Source organism: Streptomyces acidiscabies (genome assembly GCF_020010905.1).
Classification (GTDB): Bacteria; Actinomycetota; Actinomycetes; order Streptomycetales; family Streptomycetaceae; genus Streptomyces; species Streptomyces acidiscabies.
Genome location: NZ_JAGJBY010000002.1, coordinates 2,008,063 through 2,027,599, shown reverse-complemented (window position 1 = coordinate 2,027,599; position 19,537 = coordinate 2,008,063). Strand labels below are relative to the sequence as shown.

The following is a 19,537-nucleotide window of genomic DNA, read 5'->3' as shown; positions in this document are numbered from 1 at the left end:
GCTGCCAGGCACAATGGAGGAATGGCAGCGACCGTCACGTTCCGGGACCACCTCGAACTGCGGGCCCGGCTGACACCGCTCGTGGTGGACGGCGCCGAGTTCGTCAACGTCTCGCGCGATCTCGACACGTGGCCGGGCGCACGGGAAGGGGCACTGCGCCGGGCGCGGACGGGGGGTGCGGACAGCTCCCGCAAGCTGTTCAGCCCCGCCGTACTCGCCGGGGAGAGCGACCGGCTGCTGCTGCGGGAGGTCGTGGAGCGGGGCATCGCCGTACGGATCGCGGCGGCGCCGCTGCCGCAGGGGACCGTGTTCGTGGGGCGCCGGACGATGATCCTCACGGACCCGGGCGGGCGCGGGACGTACACGATGAGTACGGAACCGGCGCTGGTCGGCGGCGCGTACGCGCTGTTCGAGGCCGCGTGGGAGGCCGCGACCGACCTCGGCGTGTTCCTCGACACCGACCGGCCGCGCATCGACGGACAGGCGCGGGCCGTGCTGCGGGCGCTGGGGTCGGGGATGACGGACGAGACGGCTGCCCGGCAGCTCGGGATCTCGCTGCGGACCTACCGGCGGCGGGTGGCCGAGCTGCTGGTGGCGCTGGGGTCGGAGTCGCGGTTCCAGGCGGGGGTGCGGGCCGGGGAGTGGGGGTTGGGCCGGGGGTGAGGCCGGAGTCCCGCAGGGGGCCGCCGAGGACCGCGCGGTAGTCGGCGAAGTCGCCGGTTCAGGCGACCGCGGCGGCGACCTCCCGCAAGTCGTCGGCGAGTTGGCCGGCGTCCCCGTGGATCAGCCGGCCCGCCGACTTCACGAGCCGGCCCCCGACCAGGACCGTTTCCACGTTGTACGGCTGCGCGGCGGTCACGATCGCGGCGATCGGGTCCCGTTCCGCGGTCAGGCAGTTGATGCCGTCGAGCCGCAGGAGGACGACGTCGGCCCGCTTCCCCGGCCGCAGCGAACCGGCCCGGTCGGCGAGGCCCAGCGCGGTGGCGCCGTCGAGGGTCGCCATGCGCAGGACGTCCGCGCAGGTCAGCCGGGGTTCGTCGGCGATCTGGCTGGCCAGCAGGGTCGCGCGCATCACGGAGAACATGTCCCCCGGCCCGGAGGTCACCGCGTCGACACCGAGGCCCGTGGTGACGCCGAGGCGTCGCAGGCGGCCCGCGACCGGCGCCCGGTCGCCCAGCATCGCCTCGGCGCCGGGGGCCGCGCAGGCGGCGGCGCCGGAGTCGGCGATCAGCTTGAGTTCGCCGTCGTCGAGCGTGTTGCCGTGGACGAAGAGGAGGTCGGCACCGAGGAGCCCGGCGTCGCGCAGGGCGCTGATCGGGCGGGGCGCGAGGGGCGTCGCGGCGACGTGGTACGTGCTGCGCAGGCCCAGTTCACGCGCCGCGCGCAGCTCCTCGGCGACCTGTTCGAGCGGCGCGAACGAGGGGCCCAGCGGGGCGTGGGCCAGCGTGACGAGGGCGTCGTCGGCGGCGAGGCGCTCGGTGCGGACGCGGTACAGGTCGGCGAGGTCGCCACCGCCTGTGACAGGGGCGCCAGTGACGGGGGTGCCGTAGCCGTACACCGCGCGCAGCCCGGCGGCGCCGAGCGCGTCGATCGCGGCGTCCGCGTGCTCCGGCGAGTAGGTGATGTGCGAGTAGTCGAGCTGGGTGGTGATGCCGGAGTCCAGGCACTCCAGGGCCCCGGCGAGGGTCGCGGTGTAGACGTCGCCGGGGCGGAACTTCGGGCCGGTGCGGGCGAGGAGGCCCAGGTAGGTGCCGAGGTCGGTGTCGACGGCGGCGGCGCGCAGGGCGGACTGCCACAGGTGCCGGTGCGCGTCGACGAAGCCGGGCAGGACGAGGCGGTCGGTGGCGTCGATGACGGCGGCACCGGCGGAGGGCAGGCCCCGGCCGACGGCGAGGATCCGGCCGTCCTCGATCAGTACGTCGGTGGCGGGGCGCGCGGACGGCTCGGGCTCGGTGTCGACGACGTGGCCGTTGCGGATGAGGGTACGGATAGCTTCCACACCGAGAAAGCTACCCTTAAAGGTAACTGGAAAGCTATATGGAAAGCTTTCCTGTACGTCGCGCCGGTACTCGCGTGTCGCGCCGGTGCCGTCAGACGTTCCGCCGGTACTGGCCCCCCACCTCGAAGAACGCCTCGGTGATCTGCTGGAGCGTGCACACCCGGGCCGCCTCCATCAGCACCGCGAACACGTTCCCGTCCCCGATCGCCGCCTCCTTCAGCGCGGCCAGCGCCTCGTGCGCCTCGCTCCGGTGGTGCGTACGGAACTCCACGACCCGCTCCAGCTGCGACCGCTTCTCCTTCTCGGTCGCCCGCGCCAGCTCCACCGGTCCTGGCGCGGCCGTGTCGGCGTGCGGGTTGCGGAACGTGTTGACGCCGACGATCGGCAGCGTGCCGTCGTGCTTGCGCTGCTCGTACAGCATCGACTCGTCCTGGATCCGGCCGCGCTGGTAGCCGGTCTCCATCGCGCCGAGGACGCCGCCGCGTTCGCTGATCCGCTCGAACTCGGTCAGCACCGCCTCCTCGACGAGGTCGGTCAACTCGTCGATGACGTACGACCCTTGGAGCGGGTTCTCGTTCATCGCGAGCCCCCACTCGCGGTTGATGATGAGCTGGATCGCGAGCGCCCGGCGTACCGAGTCCTCGGTGGGGGTGGTGACGGCCTCGTCGTAGGCGTTGGTGTGCAGGCTGTTGCAGTTGTCGTAGAGCGCGATGAGCGCCTGGAGGGTCGTGCGGATGTCGTTGAAGTCCATCTCCTGGGCGTGCAGGGAGCGTCCGGAGGTCTGGACGTGGTACTTCAGCTTCTGGCTGCGCTCGTTCGCGCCGTACTTCTCCTTCATCGCGACCGCCCAGATCCGGCGGGCGACGCGGCCGAGGACCGCGTACTCCGGGTCCATGCCGTTGGAGAAGAAGAAGGAGAGGTTGGGGGCGAAGTCGTCGATGTCCATGCCGCGCGCCAAGTACGCCTCGACGTAGGTGAATCCGTTGGCGAGGGTGAAGGCGAGCTGGCTGATCGGGTTCGCTCCGGCCTCGGCGATGTGGTAGCCGGAGATGGAGACGGAGTAGAAGTTGCGGACCTTCTGCCGGATGAACCACTCCTGGATGTCGGCCATCATCCGCAGGCTGAACTCCGTTGAGAACAGGCAGGTGTTCTGGCCCTGGTCCTCCTTCAGAATGTCCGCCTGGACCGTGCCGCGCACACTCGCGAGTGCCTCGGCGCGCAGGCCCTCCGCCTCCTCCGGCGACGGCTCGCGGCCCTCCAACTGGCGGAACGCGTCGGTGCGTTGGTCCATCACCGTGTTGAGGAAGAACGCCAGAACCGTCGGCGCGGGGCCGTTGATCGTCATCGACACGGAGGTCGTGGGCGCGACCAGATCGAAGCCGTCGTAGAGGGCCTTCATGTCGTCGAGGGTCGCGACGGAGACGCCGGACGTGCCCACCTTGCCGTAGATGTCGGGGCGTTCGTCGGGGTCGCGGCCGTAGAGCGTGACCGAGTCGAACGCCGTGGACAGCCGGGTCGCGGGCTGCCCTTCGGAGAGGAGCTTGAAGCGCCGGTTCGTGCGGAACGGGTCGCCCTCGCCCGCGAACATCCGCGCCGGGTCCTCGCCGTCCCGCTTGAAGGGGAACACGCCTGCGGTGAACGGGAATTGGCCCGGCAGGTTCTCGCGGCGCCAGAAGCTGACGAGTTCCCCGTGGTCGACGAACCGGGGCAGCGCGACGCGCGGGATCTTGTTGCCGGAGAGGGACTCGCGGGTCAGCCTGGTGCGGAGTTCCTTGCCGCGTACGGTGACGACCTGCTCGTCGCCGGAGTAACTGGCCACGACGGCGGGCCAGTTGGCGATCTGGTCGGCGATGTCACCCGGCAGGTCACGACGGGCGTTCTTGATCAGCGGGACCAGGTTCGCCGCATCGGACCCCGCCCGCGCCAACTCGCCCTCGACCTCGATGAGTCGCTGCAACCGCCGTGCCGCGTCCGCGAGTTGGAGCGTCTGCGCGTGATACGCCCGCACCGTGTCGGTGATCTCCGCGAGATACCGCACCCGTTCCGCCGGGACCACCTGCCGGATGCCGGAGGAGTACCGCACATCGACGTGCGCGAGCGCCCCCTCGCCCAACGGCAGCCCCTTGTCCGCGAGTTCGCCCCTCAGGTGCTGGTACAGCGCGGTGACCCCGTCGTCGTTGAAGGTCGCCGCGCTGGTGCCGTACACCGGCATGTCCTCGGGCTTCTTCCCGAACTCCTCGCGGTTGCGGACCAGTTGCCGCCCCACGTCCCGCAACGCGTCCTTCGCGCCCCGGCGTTCGAACTTGTTGATCGCGACCGTGTCGGCGAAGTCGAGCATGTCGATCTTCTCCAGCTGCGAGGCGGCACCGAACTCCGGTGTCATCACGTACAGCGAGGTGTCGACGAACGGCACGATCGCCGCGTCCCCCTGCCCGATGCCCGGCGTCTCGACGATCACCAGGTCGAACCCGGCGGCCTTCACGACGTCGATCACGTCGGCGAGGTGCTCGGGCAGCTCACGGCTCCCGCGCGTGGCGAGGCTGCGGAAGAACACCCGGTTGCCGTCAAGGGAGTTCATGCGGATCCGGTCGCCCAGCAGGGCCCCTCCGCCGCGCCGCCGGGTCGGGTCGACGGCGATCACCGCGATCCTCAGCTTGTCCTGCTGGTCGACCCGGAAGCGCCGGACCAGTTCGTCGGTGAGCGAGGACTTGCCGGAGCCGCCGGTGCCGGTGATGCCGAGGACGGGGACCGTACGCGTCGTACCGCGCAGCGTCTCCATGAACTCCCGTGGCAGCTTGCCGAGTTCGGCTCCCGTGACGGCGCGGGCCACGGCGAAGCGGTCACCGGCCAGCACGGCGTCCACATCGGCCGGGCGGCCGTCCCAGAGGTCGAAGTCGCAGTCCCGTACGACCGAGTTGACCATCCCCGCGAGGCCCATCCGCTGGCCGTCCTCCGGCGAGAAGATCGTCACGCCGGACGCGCGCAGCCGGGTGATCTCCTCCGGGACGATGACCCCGCCCCCGCCGCCGACCACCCGGACGTGGTCCGCGCCCTGCTCGCGCAGCGACTCCACCAGGTACTCGAAGTACTCGACATGCCCGCCCTGATAGGAGGAGACGGCCACGCCGTGCGCGTCCTCCTCCAGCGCCGCGTCCACGACCTCGCGCACGGAGCGGTTGTGCCCGAGGTGGATCACCTCCGCGCCCTGCGCCTGGAAGATCCGCCGCATGATGTTGATCGACGCGTCGTGCCCGTCGAACAGCGCGGAGGCGGTGACGAGGCGGACGGGGTGCGTGGGGCGGTGCAGTTCGCTCATGGGGACCTTCCAACAGCGCGCCGATAATGCCAACCAACAGATACTTGGACGTCCTACTAAATAGATAGTAGGACGTCCAAGTGAATTCGCGGAGACCCGACGCCCTCACATCCCGGCGAACATCCGATGCGCCTCGACCAACGACGGCCCGTACCAGGTCAACAACCGTCCGCTCACCAGCCGCACGTCCACGCCGGGGAACATCTCCGGCCCGTCCGCCGCGGAGAACGCGTACGGCTCGTCCGGCAGCAGGACGACGTCCGCGCGGATCTCCCCCACCTCCACCCCCGGATACCGGCCCCTCTCATCCCCGTCGAACACGTTCGCGTACCCGGCCCGGCGCAGCAGATCCCCGGTGAACGTGGTCCCCCCGACGACCATCCACGGATCACGCCAGACCGGTACGGCGACACTCGCCGCGACCGGCGGCACCTCCCCCGTCCACAGCTCCCGCGCCTCCCCCAGCCACCCCGGCTCCCCGACCCGCAGCACCTCCGTGAACAGCCGCCCCAGCGACCCGACCGCCTGCGGCACCGTCTCCACGACGGTCACCCACAGCGCGACCCCCGCCGCCCGCAGCCGCGTGACGTCCAGCTCACGGTTCTCCTCCTTGTTCGCGATCACCAGATCCGGTGCGAGCGCGGTGATCGCCGCCCGGTCCGGATTCTTCGTACCCCGTACGCGAGCGACATCAAGGTCCACCGGATGCGTACACCACTCGGTCGCACCGACCAGCGTGCCGGTCCCGGCGAGGGCTTCGGTGAGGGAGGGGACGAGGGAGACGACGCGGCGGGGCGGGCGGGGCAGGTGGACGGGGGTTCCCATGTCGTCGTACAGAAGCACCCCGCTCAGCCCCGGATCCGGGAGACGTGCCTCTCCTGGACCTCGCGGCTGCCCCGGACGAAGTCCAGCAGCAGCCCCAGCTCCTCGACCGAGTACCGCTGGAGCCCGGCGTGCGCATCCTCCGCGAGCGGCCGGTAGATCTCCTCGGCCGCCTTCCGGGTCCGCTCGCTGGCCCGGACGACCGACCGCCGCCGGTCCCCCGGGTCCGGTTCGCGCGTGAGGTACCCGAGCTTGTCGAGCCGGTCCAGCATGGCCGTGACGCTGCCGGTGGTGAGCCCGAGCGCCGTACCCAGTTCGCCCGGTGCGGCACTCTCGCGCTGGAGGAGTACGTCGAGACAGCGCAGGTCGGTCTGGTTGATGCCGAGCCGCGTGGCGGCGGCGGCGTCGACGGCTTCCACGGCGCTCTGGAGGGCGCGGACCTCGCCCGCGAGTTCCCAGGACAGCGCCTCTCTGTCCAGGCCGGTCACAGCTTCACCCGACATTCAAGTACTTCGACCTTCAAGAGAGAGGTACGCCTTGACAGCCAAGGTAGTTGACCCGACCGGCCAGCGTCGAACCGGGCGAGGCCCGGTGTCAGCGGGCGACAGCCACCCTCTCCTCCCACGAGACCCGGTAGGAGTACACGGGGACGGTCGCCTTGACGCCGAGCTTCAGGAAGAACGGCAGGACCAGGTCACGGACCGCACGCGCGAGCCCATTGGGCGCCGCCTTCTGATTGCCGGTCCGCCGCCCCTCCTTGACGATCTTCTCCACGCGGCCCTGCCGGATCGCCTGGAACGCGGCGAACGCCCGCTGCGGAGTGGGCAGATCGCGCAGGCACTTGGCGAGCACGATCGCGTCCTCCATCGCCAGCGACGCGCCCTGCCCGACGTGCGGCGAGGTGGCGTGCGCGGCGTCACCGACGAGGCAGACCCTGCCTCGGTGCCACACGGGCAGCGTCGGCATGTCGTAGATGGGGTAGCCGATGATGCCGTCCGGCGTGGAGCCGATGATCTCCGAGACGGGGTGGTGGTCCTTGCGGTGACGTTCCAGGAGCCGCTTCTTCCACACGTCGTGCGGGATCCGCTCGATCTCGCCGCGCCCCGGCTCCACCGGCTCGTGGTAGTTCTCGAACCAGTAGACCTCGCCGCCGGGGACGGTCTGATACCCGAAGAACCCCTGATGACCGAAGGACATCCGCATGACGCCGTCGGCGGGCGCGGCGTCCCGGGAGCGGGTGTATCCGGCCGTGCCGATCACCCCGGTGTACTCGGGGCGGGGCGCGTCGGGCATGACGGCGCGGCGGGTCCCGGAGTGGATGCCGTCGCAGCCGACGAGGATGTCCGCCTCGGCGGTGGACCCGTCGGCGAAGCGGATCAGCACACCGTCGTCGGTCTCGTCGACGCTCTCGAAGAACTTCCCGTACTCGATCCGAACACCCCGCCGTACGGCCGCCTCGCGCAGCCCCTTGTTGAGCAGCCCGCGCTTGAGAAGAAGCGTCCCGGCGGGGTTCTCGCCGAGCTGCTTGCCGTGGTGATTGAGGAAGACGGTGCTGGCGGTGGGGCTGCCGTACCGCTCGACGTCCTCGCGGATGCCCAGGGCGTCGAGGACGGCGAGCCCGTTGGGAGCAAGACTGAGAAAGGCGCCCGCGTCGTCGTGGGGCTCCTCGGCCCCCTCGTAGATGACCGCCTCGATCCCCGCCTTGCGCAGGAACAGGGCCAGGACCGGTCCGGCGATACCGCAGCCGATGAGGGCCGCACGCCTTGTGTTCGTCACAGTGTTCCTCCTGGAACCTGGGCACACGTCGATTCCCCTTGAGGATCAACCTTCTTGACCCTCAAGACACCCACTTACCTTGAAGGTCGAGATACTTGAATGTCAAGGGGAATCGACGTGTGCCTGACGAGCGAACCGGCGCTCAGCACTGGTGCCGTTCAAGGCACGTCGTCGCCGTGTGTCAGCGCGCGGCGCGCACGACAAGGGCCGCGGTCTCGGCGGGCCGCGCGATCATCGCGACATGCGAAGCGCCCACCTCGAAGGTGTGCGCCCCCGCCCGGCGTGCCATGAACCGCTGGGCCGCCGGAGGGAGCACCTGGTCGTCGCGGCCCACGAGGTACCAGGACGGGACGGTCCTCCAGGCCGGGGCGCCGGACGGCTCCCCGAGGGCGCGCGTGTCGGCGGGGCGCTGGCCTGCCCACATCAGCTCGGTGGTCGCCCTCGGCAGGTCCCCGGCGAACACGTCGTGGAAGAGTTCCTTCTTGATGTAACCGTCGACGAGGCCCTCTCCGTAGGGGCGGAAGTCCAGCGCCGCCTCGGTGAGCCTGCTTCCCGGGTACGCCGTCTGAAGGCCCAGCAGCGTCTCCCCCCGCTCGGGCACGAAGGCGTTGACATAGACCAGCGCCTTCACGTTCGGATTGCCGGTCGCGGCGTTCGTGACGACCATCCCGCCGTAGGAGTGCGCGACGAGGACGAGCGGGCCGCCGAGGGTCGCGAGGACGGCGGCCAGATACGCGGAGTCGGAGGCCACGCCGCGCAGCGGGTTGGGCGGTGCGACGACCGGATGACCGGCGCGGATGAGCCGGGAGGCGACCGCGTTCCAGCCGGAGGCGTCGGCGAACGCGCCGTGCACGAGGACCACGGTGGGCTTCTGGCCGCTGCCGGTGTGTGCCTGTGCGGCGGGCGCGTCGAGTGCGGCGCCCACCGCGACGGCGGCGGATCCGGCCAGCAGCCCACGGCGACTTGTCGTCATCATGTATGCCCTTCGGTGCGCTCGGTGGTGATCGCGGCTCAGCGTAGAAACGGCCGCTTGACGGGCGCTGAACGGAGATCCGGGCACGCTCCGGGGCCGCTCCACCATCCGTTCCGTCGTCGTCAAGGACGCCGGTACGGCTGATCGTTCTGCCCGTTCTTTTCCCCGAGGCCGGAGAGGAAGCGTTCGGCGCGGCGCGCGAACAGGTGCGCCTCGCCTGCGGTGGATCGCGTACGGGCCCGTTCGGCGGCGGCGCGGACAGCGGTGAGGGACGCACCGCGAGCCTGGAGCAGGCGTGCCTTCAGCAGCAGGAGCAGCCCCTCGGCGTACCGCTGGCCGTAGTCCCGCATGGTCTGTTCGGCCCGGTCGAGAGCGGCGTCGGCCCGCTCGGGCGACCCGGCTGCCAGCCACATCTCGGCGATCAGCGCGTAGTGGTAGGTGATGCCCCACTGCGGCGGATCGAGCAGGTGCGCGGCCAGGAGTTCCCCGGCCTCGGCCGCGGCGCCCTCCGGGTCCTCGCCGGTGAGGGCACGCCCCCAGCACCAGCCCTGCCGGATGTAGTGGTCCCGCTGGGTGCGGAGCCGGTCGAGCCCGGCGGCGGCCCACCGCTCACCGGCTCGCCGTGCCGCCTCGGCGTCCCCGGCCATGGAGGCGATCATGGTCGTGTAGTAGACCCGGACCGAGGCCGCGTACGGGTCCTCCGAGGGGTCCCACGTGTCGACGAGGGCCAGCGCCGCGTGGACGTCACCGAGCAGCCCGGTCATGGCCGCCCGCATGAAGGGCCCTTCCCTGATGGTGAGGCCGTCCCGCCTGAGCGGTGTCTCTGCGCCCGGAGCGGCGACGTCCGCCTCGGTGAAGGCCCGGTGCGCCTCGCCGATGTTGCCGATGTCCCACTGGTGCAGCCCCCAGGCCAGCCGGCCGTAGCGGACGACGACCGGGTCGCCGGACACCTGGCCGAGCTCGTGCATACGGCGGGCCAGCTGCCCGCGGCCGTTCTCCAGGGAGGTGTGGGCACCGACCAGGCGGATGAACAGGAAGTCGGCGGCCTCCGACTCCCGGCCGAGGGCGCGGGCCAGGTACTCGGCGCGCTCCAGCAGGTCGAAGGTCGAGGTGTCGTACCCCGCCTCGCGTCTGACGACGATGGCGAGGAGCGTGAGGGCGGAGAACTCCAGCTCCATGAGGCCCGAGGCCCGGGTGGCCTGTACGGCGGCGCCCAGCAGCCGGCCGGCGGACTCGAAGGCGAGTTTGGCCGCCGCGCGGCGCCCGGCGTGGATGACCGCCCGCGCGGTGCGGTCGGGCTCGACGAGGGGGCCGGCGGCCCACAGGTGGTGGGCGAGGCGTTCGGCGGCGCACTCGTCGTCGGCGTGGATCTGTTCGAGCGCGTCCGCGATGCGCAGATGCATGAGGGTGGCCCGCTGTTTCGGCGCGGTGTCGGAGACCGACTCGCGCACCAGGTCGTGGGCGAAGCGGAGCGAGAACGGGTCGTGCGGCCCGGGTTCGAGCAGCCCCAGCGTGCGCAGCGGTTCCAGGTGACGCAGGCAGTCCGCGGCGGCCACGCCGGTGGCGCGGGACAGCAGCCTGAGGTCGACGTCGCGGCCGATCAGCGCGGCCACGTGCAGCAGGTCGCGGGCGTCGTCGTCGAGCCCGGCCATCCGGTCGCGGACGACGTCGTGGACGGTGGAAGGGACCCCGGCCGCCGCGGGCAGGTCGCCGATCGCGCCGTCCCGGCTGAGGAGCCGGGACAGTTCGCGGACGAAGAACGGGTTGCCGGAGGTCCGGGCGTGGATGGCGCGGGTGACGGCGTCGCCCGGGTCCTGGCCGACCTCGTGGCGGACGAGTTCGGCGACGTCGGCCCGGCCGAGCGGCCCGAGCCGCAGCCTGCGGTGACCGGGCAGGCGGCCGACGGCGGCCAGCGCCCGGGAGAGCTCCGGGCCGACCGCGGGTGCGCGGTCGCGCAACGCGCCGATGATCGCGGTCCTTGGGGGCAGCCGCTCCGCCAGGTGCCGCAGCAACAGCAGGGAGGTGGCGTCGGCCCACTGGAGGTCGTCGAGTACGAGGAGGGTCGGCCGCCGCGCCGAGGCCTGCCCGACGAGGGCGACGACCTGTTCGAACAGCCGGAACCGGGCGTTGCCGTCGGGAACCTCCCGGTTCGCGCCGTCCCCTGCGGCGAGGAGGCCCCCGAGGCCGCCGGTGAACCACTGTTCGCCCGCCGGAGCCGGCAGATCGCGCACGAGCCGGCCGAGCGCCTGCTCCCACAGCCACATCGCCGGTGTCCCGTCGCCCTCCAGACAGGTGCCCCAGACGGTGAGCGCGCCCAGCCGGCCCGCCACGGCGGCGGCCTCCTCCAGCAGCCGGGTCTTGCCCGCGCCCGGTTCGCCTTCGACGACGCCGATCGCGGTGTCACCGGCGAGGGCGCGCTCCACCGTGCGCCGCAGCGTGGCGAGTTCCCCGGTCCGGCCGATCAAGGTGGCTGCCGTGGGCCGCCCGGCCTCCTCCCGTGCGGGCCTCGGCGCCGGGGTCTGCGTGAGGATCCGCCGCTGTGCCTCCGCCAGCGCGGGCCCCGGGTCGATGCCGAGTTCCTCGGCGAGCCGGTCGCGGGCCTGGCGGAACACCGACAGCGCCTCCGCCTGGCGGCCGGCGGCGCCGAGCACGCCGACGAGAGCGGCCAGCACGGGTTCGTCGAACGGTGCCATCGACGCGGCCAGCCGCAGCGCCGCGAGCACCCGCTCCGGCCGGCCCAGGGACACGGCGAGCTCGGCCGCCGCCGTGCACGCGGCGTAGAACTCGTTGTCGAGGGCGGCGAAGACCGTCACGGCCGGTGTCCCGTCGGCGATCCCGTCGCCCGCCGGGCCGTGCCAGAGCCCGAGCGCTCCGGCGTAGTGGTCGAGGGCCGCCTCGTGATCGTGCCGGGTCAGCGCGGCTGTGGCGGCGTCGACGCGGTCCCGGAAAGCGACGAGGTCCAGCGTGGTGGCGCCGGCGGTGAAGAGGTAGGAACTGCCGCGCCGGTGGAGGAACGAGCCGGCTTCACGGGCGGGCAGCGGAGGTTCGAGCAGCCGTCGCAGCGCGCCGACGTACTTCTGGAGAATGTTCACGGCCGACGCCGGGACGTCCTCGGCCCAGATCAGGTCGACCAGTTCGCTCGTACTGACCGGCTCACCCGCGCGGGCGACCAGGATCGCGAGCAGGTACGACTGCTGCCGAGGTCCGGGGTCGAGTTCGACGCCGTCGCGCCAGATCCGCAGCGGCCCGAGGATCCGCAGCCGCGCGGACGCAGCGGAGGAAGCCATCCCCTCTCCCGTCCCGGCCTCGGGTCGGCCGTCGCCGCCATCCACCGTCCATGGTGGCCCAAGTCCCGTGGCAGGGAAAGCGATTGAGGCGGGTTCCGCCCGGCAGAAAGCCGGGGCGCCGCACTGAACGATCAGTGGAGTCCGGCCCCCGGGCGCGTTCCCTTCCCGTCCAGTGCGGCGGCGTAGCTTGCTGTCGGCCGTGCGGAAGCAGGATCAGAGGAGGCTCATGTCCGAGAAAGTGGTTCCCGGCCGTAACACCGCCGCAGCCGAGGGCGACGTCGTCGTCTTCCACATCGGGCTGCGGATCAACCGACTGCGGGCACTCTCCAGTTGGCTGCCGGCCTTCAGGTCGATGCCGCGCATGCTGCGCGAGCTGTCACAGGAGAAGAGCCGAGGGCTGCTCGGCTACCAGGTGCTCTACGGCGGCTTCCGGGACTTCTACGTCGTCCAGTACTGGACCGACAAGGACCGGCTCCTGGCCTACGCCCACCAGCGCGACCTCGAACACCGGCCCGCCTGGACCGAGTTCAACCGCCGCGCACGCGCCGGAAAGGGGAAACGTCGGCATCGGGCACGAGACGTTCATCGTCCCGGCGGGCTCCTACGAGTCGGTGTACGTCGACATGCCCGCGTACGGCCTCGCCGCCGCGACCGGCGTCGTACCGGTCGGCCGCCGCGGCGACACGGCGGCCCAGCGGCTGGGCGCGGCGGAGAGGTAGCCGTCGCGGATCAGGACTTCTTGGCCACCGGCTCCAGGATCGCCACGCACTCCAGGTGGCTCGTCATCGGGAACAGGTCGAACGCCCGAAGCGTCCGCACCTTGTACCCCCCGTCCCGGAAGTACCCCAGGTCCCGGGCCAGCGCAGCCGGATCACACGCCACGTACGCGATCCGCCGAGCGCCGAGGGACGCGAGGTGCTTGACGGTCGACCGACCGGCCCCCGCCCGAGGCGGATCGAGGACGATCAGGTCGACCTCCGTGATCCCGGTGCGGGGAAGGACCGAGTCCACCTTGCCCTGCTCGATCCGCACGCGCGGGAACTCGGCGAGGTTGTGCCGCGCGTCCTCGACCGCCCGCTTGCCGGACTCGATGCCGAGCACCGCGCCCTTCTCGCCGAGCCGGTCCGCGAGGGCGCCGGCGAACAACCCCACGCCGCAGTAGAGGTCGAGGGCCATCTCGCCCTTGCGCGGCAGGAGCCCCTGCATGACCGCGAGGACGAGCGTGTCCGCCGCCTTGGGGTGGACCTGCCAGAACCCGCCGCTGCCGACCCGGTGCGTACGCCCGTCGGCGCGCTCGCGGACGAAGGGCCGGCCGTGGACCCGGTGGACCCCGCCGTCCTTCTCCTCGACGCGCATGACGGATACGGGTTTGTCGAGCTCGACGAGGGGAAGGCGGGCGCCCGGCCGGGGCGTGAGGATGACCTGCCGGTCCTGGGACCCGGTCGCGGCGATCGCCTCGACGGACTCCATGCCGATCCAGTCGCGCTTCTCGACGCCGAGTTCGGAGACGCCCGGCGCCGCGATCATGCAGTGGTCGATGACCTCGACCTCGTGCGAACGGTGCCGGCGCAGACCCGCGTTGCCGTCCAGGTCGACGGCGTACTGCACCCTCGTACGCCACTGCGGCACCTCGCCGGAGGGCAGCTTGTCGCCCTCGGCGGGCATGACGGTGCCGTCCCAGCCGGCCTCCTCGGGGGTGAGCCCGGCGAGCCGCAGGAGCTGTTCGGCGAGGACCTCGCCCTTCATACGGCGCTGGGCCCCGGGCTTGGCGTGCTGCCAGTCGCAGCCGCCGCAGCGGCCGGGCCCGGCGAAGGGGCACGGCGCCTCGACCCGGTCCTTGGACGCGGTGAGCACCTCGACGGCGTCGGCCCGCAGGAACCGCGCGCCCACCTCGCCCTCGGTGACCCGCGCGACGACCCGCTCCCCGGGCAGGGCATGGCGCACGAACAGCACCTGCCCCTCGTCGGTGCGCGCGATGCAGTGCCCGCCGTGGGCGACGGCCCCGACCTCGACCTCGTACTCGCGACCGACAAGAGACTCCCGCTCCTCGAGAGCCTCCCCCGCCTGCTGTTTCTTCGGTTCTGCCTGCATGGCGGGGTGACTCCAGATCGGAAAGGCGACGGGGGTGTGCGGCGGAGACGGCGCCCTCAGGACCGCCGTACGACGACAGCCGTCCAGTCTAGGCCCTGCACACAGCCCCGACGACCGCAGCAGAAGCCCCGCACTCACCCCCCTCGTACGCCCCTACTCCCCCCGCCCCCCGCTCTCCCGAGCCCGCTCCCGCTCCCGCTCCCGCTCGGGCGACCCCGCCGGACCCCGCCGCACGGACCCCGGCGCGTTCCACTCCTGCCGGCGCCGGGCGCGCTGCTTCGCCGCCTCCGAGGACTGGAGCTGGTAGGGGACGGACGTCACCATGATCCCCGGCGTGAAGAGGAGGCGGCCCTTGAGGCGCAGGGCGCTCTGGTTGTGCAGCAGATGCTCGTACCAGTGCCCCACGACGTACTCGGGGATGATCACCGACACCGCGTCGCGCGGCGACTCCCGCCGCAGGCTCTTGACGTACTCGATGACCGGCCGCGTGACCTCCCGGTAGGGCGAGTCGAGGACCTTGAGCGGTACGTCGATCCCGCGCCGTTCCCACTCCTCGCGCAGCGCCTTCGTCTCGACGGGGTCGACGTTGACGGTGAGCGCCTCCAGCGAGTCGGACCGCATGAGCTTGGCGAAGGCGAGCGCGCGCAGCGTCGGCCGGTGGATCTTGGAGACGAGCAGCACGGAGTGGACGCGGGAGGGCCGGACGCTGTCGTCGCTGGGCCCCTCGGTCGCCACGAGCTCCGCCGCGACCCCGTCGTAGTGCTTGCGGATCGCGGTCATCGTCGCGAAGAAGATGACCATCCCGAGCAGCGCGACCCACGCGCCGTGCGTGAACTTCGTGACGAGGACGACGACGAGGACGAGCCCGGTGAAGAACGCGCCGAACGCGTTGATGGCCCGCGAGCGGACCATGTGCCGGCGCTTGGCGGGGTCGGTCTCGCCGGCGAGGTGCCGGTTCCAGTGCCGGACCATCCCGGTCTGGCTCAGCGTGAAGGAGACGAACACACCGACGATGTACAGCTGGATGAGCCGCGTCGAGTCGGCGCCGTAGATCCACACGAGGAGGATCGCGGCGCCGGCGAGCAGCACGATGCCGTTGGAGAAGGCGAGCCGGTCGCCGCGGGTGTGCAGCTGGCGCGGCAGGTACCGGTCCTGCGCGAGGATCGACCCGAGCACCGGGAACCCGTTGTAGGCGGTGTTCGCGGCGAGGAACAGCACGAGCGCGGTCGCCGCGGCGAGCACGATGAACAGGAAGCTCCCCTTGCCGAACACGGCCTCGGCGACCTGCGTGATCACCGGGTTCTGCACGTACCCGGACCCGACCTCGACACCGTTCTTCAGCAGGTCCGTCGCCGGGTTCTCCGCCATCCGTACGTCCGTGACGAGCGCGAGGACGATGATCCCGCAGAACATCGTCACCGCCAGCAGCCCCATCGCGGCGAGCGTGGAGGCCGCGTTCTTCGACTTGGGCTTGCGGAAGGCGGGTACGCCGTTGGAGATCGCCTCGACGCCGGTGAGCGCGGCGCAGCCGGAGGAGAAGGCCCGCAGCAGCAGGAAGACCAGCGCGAACCCGGCGAGCCCCTGGTGCTCGGCCTTGATCTCGAAGTGCGCGGTCGGCGCGCGCATGGAGTCGTCCAGGACGAGGCCGCGGTACGCACCCCACGCGATCATGATGAAGACGCCCGCGACGAACACGTACGTCGGGATCGCGAAGAGCTTCCCGGACTCCTTCACGCCGCGCAGGTTCATCAGCGTCAGCAGGACGATCACCGCGACCGCGCACGCCGTCTTGTGCTCGACGACGAAGGGGATCGCGGAGCCGAGGTTCTCGATGCCGGAGGCGATGGACACGGCGACGGTCAGGACGTAGTCGACGAGCAGCGCGCTCGCGACGGTCAGTCCCGCCTTGGGGCCGAGGTTGGTGGTCGCCACCTCGTAGTCGCCGCCGCCGCTCGGGTACGCGTGGACGTTCTGCCGGTAGGAGGCGACCACGGTGAACATCAGGACGACCACCGCGAGGGCGATCCAGGGCGAGAAGTGGTACGCCGACACGCCCGCGATGGACAGGACCAGCAGCACCTCCCCGGGCGCGTAGGCCACGGAGGACAGCGGGTCGGAGGCGAAGACAGGGAGGGCGATGCGCTTCGGCAGGAGCGTTTCCCCAAGCCGATCACTGCGCAGAGCGCGCCCGATCAGGATCCGTTTGGGCACGTCGGTCAGTTTGGACACAACAGGGAATCGTAAGCCTTCGAACAACCGGCCGCCCACACCCGGAGACGACCTTCACGGCGCGGCCACCCGGAACCGGCCGCTCCGTCATCCGCCCGCGAGGCCGCCGGGGAGAACCGCTACGTTGGAGGTGGGCACTCGACGGCGGTCCCCGGGGCCCTGGACCGGCGGAATCCCGGGCATGATGTCTGCCTGGCGGTCGCCATCCGGCCGCGACACCTTGCCCGAAGAGCCGAGATTTGCCCGAAGAGCCGAGAGAGGAACATGAGAACGACAGCGAAGCAGGTCAGTGGACCTGTGGGGAGCGTGGTGTAAGGCCATGCACATCGTCATCATGGGCTGCGGCCGAGTGGGCTCAGCCCTCGCGCAGACCCTGGAGCGGCAGGGGCACACGGTCGCGGTGATCGACCAGGACCCGACCGCCTTCCGGCGCCTGGGGTCCTCCTTCGGCGGTCGCCGGGTCACCGGGATCGGCTTCGACCAGGACACCCTGCGCGAGGCCGGCATCGAGGAGGCGGGCGCCTTCGCGGCCGTCTCCAGCGGCGACAACTCCAACATCATCGCGGCCCGGGTGGCGCGTGAGATGTTCGGCGTGGAGAACGTCGCGGCCAGGATCTACGATCCGCGCCGCGCCGAGGTCTACCAGCGCCTGGGCATCCCGACGGTCGCCACGGTCCGCTGGACCGCCGACCAGATGCTGCGCCGGCTCCTGCCGTCCGGCGCCGAGCCGCTGTGGCGCGATCCCACCGGGGGCGTGCAACTCGCCGAGGTGCACGCGTCGGCGTCGTGGATCGGCCACAAGATCAGCACGCTCCAGGAGGAGACCGGGGTCCGTGTGGCGTTCCTCACCCGGCTGGGCGAGGCGATCCTGCCGACCTCGCAGACGGTCCTCCAGGAAGGCGACCTCGTGCACGTCATGATGCGGACCGACGAGGTCGAGAAGGTCGAGGCGGTCTTCGCCGAGGGCCCCCAGGAAGGCGGTCACCGATGAGGGTCGCCATCGCCGGAGCCGGCGCCGTCGGCCGCTCGATCGCGGGCGAGCTGCTGGAGAACGGCCACGAGGTCCTCCTCGTCGACAAGGCCCCCACGGCCATCTCCGTCGAGCGGGTCCCCCAGGCGGAGTGGCTGCTGGCCGACGCCTGCGAGATCACGTCCCTGGACGAGGCGGCGCTCCAGCGCTGCAACGTCGTCATCGCCGCGACGGGCGACGACAAGGTCAACCTGGTCGTCTCCCTGCTGGCGAAGACGGAGTACGGCGTCCCCCGGGTCGTCGCCCGCGTCAACAACCCCAAGAACGAGTGGCTCTTCAACGAGTCCTGGGGCGTGGACGTGGCGGTCTCCACCCCCCGCCTGATGTCGGCGCTGGTGGAGGAGGCGGTCTCGGTGGGCGACCTGGTCCGCCTCCTGCGCTTCAGCCACGGCGACGCGAACCTGGTCGAGCTGACCCTCCCCGAGGAATCAGCGCTGGCCGGCACACAGGTGGGCGACGTGGAATGGCCCGAGGACACATCCTTGGTCACGATCATCCGAGGCACCCGAGTCCTCACCCCCACCCCGGAAGACTCCCTGGAACCGGGCGACGAACTCCTGTTCGTAGCGGCCCAGGCGAGGGAGGAACAGCTGGAGGACTTGCTGTCGGTGCGGAGGGAAGAGACGGAAGCGTAGGGGAATGAAGGGCGGGGGTCTCACCGCAACTGCGGGCTGCGGGCTGCGGCGAGACCCCCGCTTTTGTCTTTTAGGGGCGCGGGGAACTGCGCGCCCAGCCACATCAGACCCGCACCCGCCCCAAAATGACCAAACCCCCCTCTGATTAGGCGAGGGGGGTCCGGGGGCACTCCCCCGGGGTCGGGACGGGAAGGGGCGGCGGGGGCGAAAACCTACTCGGCACCCCGAGCCGCAGCCTTCCGCTCCTCCTCAGCCTTCTCCTCCGCCTCCATCTCAGCAAACACATCAATAGGAGCAGGAGCCTTGGCAAGAAACACCCACGTCAGCCACACAGCCAACAGGAACGGCGGAATCTTCAACGCGATGAGCACCCACCCGAGCTGAGTGGTATCGGCCCACCAGTACAACGGAAACAGAATCGCGCACTTGGCAAGCAGAATGAGCCCCCAGGCCCAACTCGCCTTGGAGTAAGCCTTCTTACGCCCAGGATTCCGGGTCCGCCAGGACAGGTTCTCCTTGAAGACGGGCCCGAGCATGAGCCCGATGAGAGGAACCCCGCACAGAGTGGTGACGATGTACGCGAGGGACAACCCCAGCGTGTACAACATCCCCGGCAGATAGAAATCTTTCGCATTGCCGGTCATCATCGCGAAGACGACCCCGAAGGCAACCCCGAACACACCGCTGAACGCGTGCTTGACGGTCCCCCGCCGAACGAGCCGCACCACGACCAACGCGATGGACACGGCAAGCGCGGCGATAGCCGACATGTGCAGGTCCTGATTGACCGTGTAGATCGTGACGAACAGCAGCCCGGGCACGACCGTCTCGACCATGCCCCGCACACCACCGAACGCCTCGAACAACGCGGCCTCGGTCACCGCCCGAGCATCCCGCGCCTGCTCTTCTCCGGTCGGCTTGTCGAGCGACGTCACCGGCTACTCCCTACCGAGAGGTCTCAGTTCGTACTTAGGATTGAACAGCACACGCCGACCTCTGCTCATCGAGATCCGGCCCGAGGCGATCAGCCGCCGCCCCGGCTCTATGCCGACGATGGAGCGCCGCCCCAGCCACACCACGTCCAACGCGGCGGACCCGTCGAACAGTTCCGCCTCCAGCGCCGGAACCCCGGCCCGCGGTCGCAGAGTGACCGTGCGCAACGTACCAGTAACGGTCACTATCTGCCGATCCCGGCAGTCCTCGATCCGCGTACACCCGGCGGTCTCGGCGTCCTCCCGCAGCTCCTCGGACTCCAGGTCCTCCTGGGACGAGGAAAGCCGGTCGAGCATACGCCGGAACCGGCCCACCGGCTTCTCGGAATGCGGCACAGCACTCATACGTGAAGCGTACCGGCCCCACCGAAGCCCCCACCCCACCCC

The 19,537-nt window shown here is 71.0% G+C and carries 15 protein-coding genes and 1 pseudogene; 4 read left to right on the top strand and 12 right to left on the bottom strand.

Annotated features, from left to right (window positions below):
* Positions 1-21: 21 nt before the first annotated feature.
* Positions 22-663, top strand: a complete 642-nt coding sequence (locus tag J8M50_RS35940; protein ID WP_010353059.1) for a helix-turn-helix domain-containing protein — start codon at positions 22-24, stop codon at positions 661-663.
* Between the two features lie 58 nt (positions 664-721).
* On the opposite strand, the gene J8M50_RS35935 is transcribed toward J8M50_RS35940, so the two are convergent.
* The 8 genes from J8M50_RS35935 to J8M50_RS35900 all read right to left on the bottom strand — a co-directional run bounded on the left by J8M50_RS35935 (position 722) and on the right by J8M50_RS35900 (position 12,536).
* Positions 722-1,999, bottom strand: a complete 1,278-nt coding sequence (locus J8M50_RS35935) for an amidohydrolase family protein (RefSeq protein ID WP_010353058.1) — start codon at positions 1,997-1,999, stop codon at positions 722-724.
* Positions 2,000-2,090: 91 nt separating this feature from the next.
* The gene (gene icmF / locus J8M50_RS35930; RefSeq protein ID WP_010353057.1) at positions 2,091-5,315 is read right to left on the bottom strand and encodes a fused isobutyryl-CoA mutase/GTPase IcmF; all 3,225 of its coding nucleotides are present in this window, start codon (positions 5,313-5,315) and stop codon (positions 2,091-2,093) included.
* Between the two features lie 105 nt (positions 5,316-5,420).
* Entirely contained in the window at positions 5,421-6,140 is a 720-nt protein-coding gene (locus tag J8M50_RS35925) for a helical backbone metal receptor (RefSeq protein ID WP_040836197.1), read from the bottom strand.
* A 23-nt stretch (positions 6,141-6,163) separates the two neighbouring features.
* Positions 6,164-6,640, bottom strand: a complete 477-nt coding sequence (locus tag J8M50_RS35920) for a MarR family transcriptional regulator (RefSeq protein WP_029183763.1) — start codon at positions 6,638-6,640, stop codon at positions 6,164-6,166.
* A gap of 91 nt (positions 6,641-6,731) precedes the next feature.
* On the bottom strand, positions 6,732-7,913 hold the full coding sequence (locus J8M50_RS35915) for an FAD-dependent monooxygenase (protein ID WP_010353054.1): 1,182 nt from the start codon (positions 7,911-7,913) through the stop codon (positions 6,732-6,734).
* A 181-nt stretch (positions 7,914-8,094) separates the two neighbouring features.
* Positions 8,095-8,889 carry an alpha/beta fold hydrolase gene (locus tag J8M50_RS35910; protein WP_010353053.1) on the bottom strand — a complete coding sequence of 265 codons (795 nt, stop codon included), beginning with the start codon at positions 8,887-8,889 and terminating at the stop codon, positions 8,095-8,097.
* Between the two features lie 119 nt (positions 8,890-9,008).
* A complete protein-coding gene (locus J8M50_RS35905) occupies positions 9,009-12,173 on the bottom strand; it encodes a BTAD domain-containing putative transcriptional regulator (protein WP_010353052.1) in 3,165 nt (1,054 codons plus the stop codon).
* Positions 12,174-12,386: 213 nt separating this feature from the next.
* On the bottom strand, positions 12,387-12,536 hold the full coding sequence (locus J8M50_RS35900) for a hypothetical protein (protein WP_223786506.1): 150 nt from the start codon (positions 12,534-12,536) through the stop codon (positions 12,387-12,389).
* Between J8M50_RS35900 and J8M50_RS35895 the strand changes: the two are divergent.
* Positions 12,466-12,892 (top strand): annotated as a pseudogene (locus J8M50_RS35895) (DUF4188 domain-containing protein). The gene J8M50_RS35900 and the pseudogene J8M50_RS35895 sit on opposite strands and share 71 nt — an antisense overlap.
* A 10-nt stretch (positions 12,893-12,902) precedes the next feature.
* Here the strand turns inward: J8M50_RS35895 and J8M50_RS35890 are convergent.
* Together J8M50_RS35890 and J8M50_RS35885 are read right to left on the bottom strand one after the other, a co-directional pair.
* Positions 12,903-14,264: a class I SAM-dependent RNA methyltransferase gene (locus J8M50_RS35890; protein WP_010353049.1), complete on the bottom strand. Its 1,362-nt coding sequence runs from the start codon at positions 14,262-14,264 to the stop codon at positions 12,903-12,905.
* A gap of 153 nt (positions 14,265-14,417) precedes the next feature.
* On the bottom strand, positions 14,418-16,493 hold the full coding sequence (locus J8M50_RS35885; protein WP_010353048.1) for an APC family permease: 2,076 nt from the start codon (positions 16,491-16,493) through the stop codon (positions 14,418-14,420).
* 319 nt (positions 16,494-16,812) lie between these two features.
* Between J8M50_RS35885 and J8M50_RS35880 the strand changes: the two genes are divergently transcribed.
* The gene (locus J8M50_RS35880; protein WP_010353047.1) at positions 16,813-17,484 is read left to right on the top strand and encodes a potassium channel family protein; all 672 of its coding nucleotides are present in this window, start codon (positions 16,813-16,815) and stop codon (positions 17,482-17,484) included.
* Complete coding sequence (locus J8M50_RS35875; protein ID WP_010353046.1) at positions 17,481-18,158, top strand: potassium channel family protein; 678 nt, start codon at positions 17,481-17,483, stop codon at positions 18,156-18,158. Before J8M50_RS35880 ends, J8M50_RS35875 begins: the two co-directional genes overlap by 4 nt.
* A gap of 212 nt (positions 18,159-18,370) precedes the next feature.
* On the opposite strand, the gene J8M50_RS35870 is transcribed toward J8M50_RS35875, so the two are convergent.
* Positions 18,371-19,093 (bottom strand): DUF3159 domain-containing protein, encoded by a 723-nt coding sequence (locus tag J8M50_RS35870; RefSeq protein WP_010353045.1) that lies wholly within the window; start codon positions 19,091-19,093, stop codon positions 18,371-18,373.
* Between the two features lie 3 nt (positions 19,094-19,096).
* Positions 19,097-19,495 carry an OB-fold nucleic acid binding domain-containing protein gene (locus tag J8M50_RS35865; RefSeq protein WP_029183759.1) on the bottom strand — a complete coding sequence of 133 codons (399 nt, stop codon included), beginning with the start codon at positions 19,493-19,495 and terminating at the stop codon, positions 19,097-19,099.
* Positions 19,496-19,537 lie beyond the last annotated feature (42 nt).

Coding starts and splice junctions, on each gene's coding strand:
- J8M50_RS35940 (WP_010353059.1), top strand. CDS start 22: ATGGCAGCGACCGTCACGTTCCGGGACCACCTCGAACTGCGGGCCCGG.
- icmF (WP_010353057.1), bottom strand. CDS start 5,315: ATGAGCGAACTGCACCGCCCCACGCACCCCGTCCGCCTCGTCACCGCC.
- J8M50_RS35925 (WP_040836197.1), bottom strand. CDS start 6,140: ATGGGAACCCCCGTCCACCTGCCCCGCCCGCCCCGCCGCGTCGTCTCC.
- J8M50_RS35920 (WP_029183763.1), bottom strand. CDS start 6,640: ATGTCGGGTGAAGCTGTGACCGGCCTGGACAGAGAGGCGCTGTCCTGG.
- J8M50_RS35910 (WP_010353053.1), bottom strand. CDS start 8,889: ATGATGACGACAAGTCGCCGTGGGCTGCTGGCCGGATCCGCCGCCGTC.
- J8M50_RS35905 (WP_010353052.1), bottom strand. CDS start 12,173: ATGGCTTCCTCCGCTGCGTCCGCGCGGCTGCGGATCCTCGGGCCGCTG.
- J8M50_RS35900 (WP_223786506.1), bottom strand. CDS start 12,536: ATGCGCGGCATCGACCTGAAGGCCGGCAGCCAACTGGAGAGTGCCCGC.
- J8M50_RS35890 (WP_010353049.1), bottom strand. CDS start 14,264: ATGCAGGCAGAACCGAAGAAACAGCAGGCGGGGGAGGCTCTCGAGGAG.
- J8M50_RS35880 (WP_010353047.1), top strand. CDS start 16,813: ATGCACATCGTCATCATGGGCTGCGGCCGAGTGGGCTCAGCCCTCGCG.
- J8M50_RS35875 (WP_010353046.1), top strand. CDS start 17,481: ATGAGGGTCGCCATCGCCGGAGCCGGCGCCGTCGGCCGCTCGATCGCG.
- J8M50_RS35865 (WP_029183759.1), bottom strand. CDS start 19,495: ATGAGTGCTGTGCCGCATTCCGAGAAGCCGGTGGGCCGGTTCCGGCGT.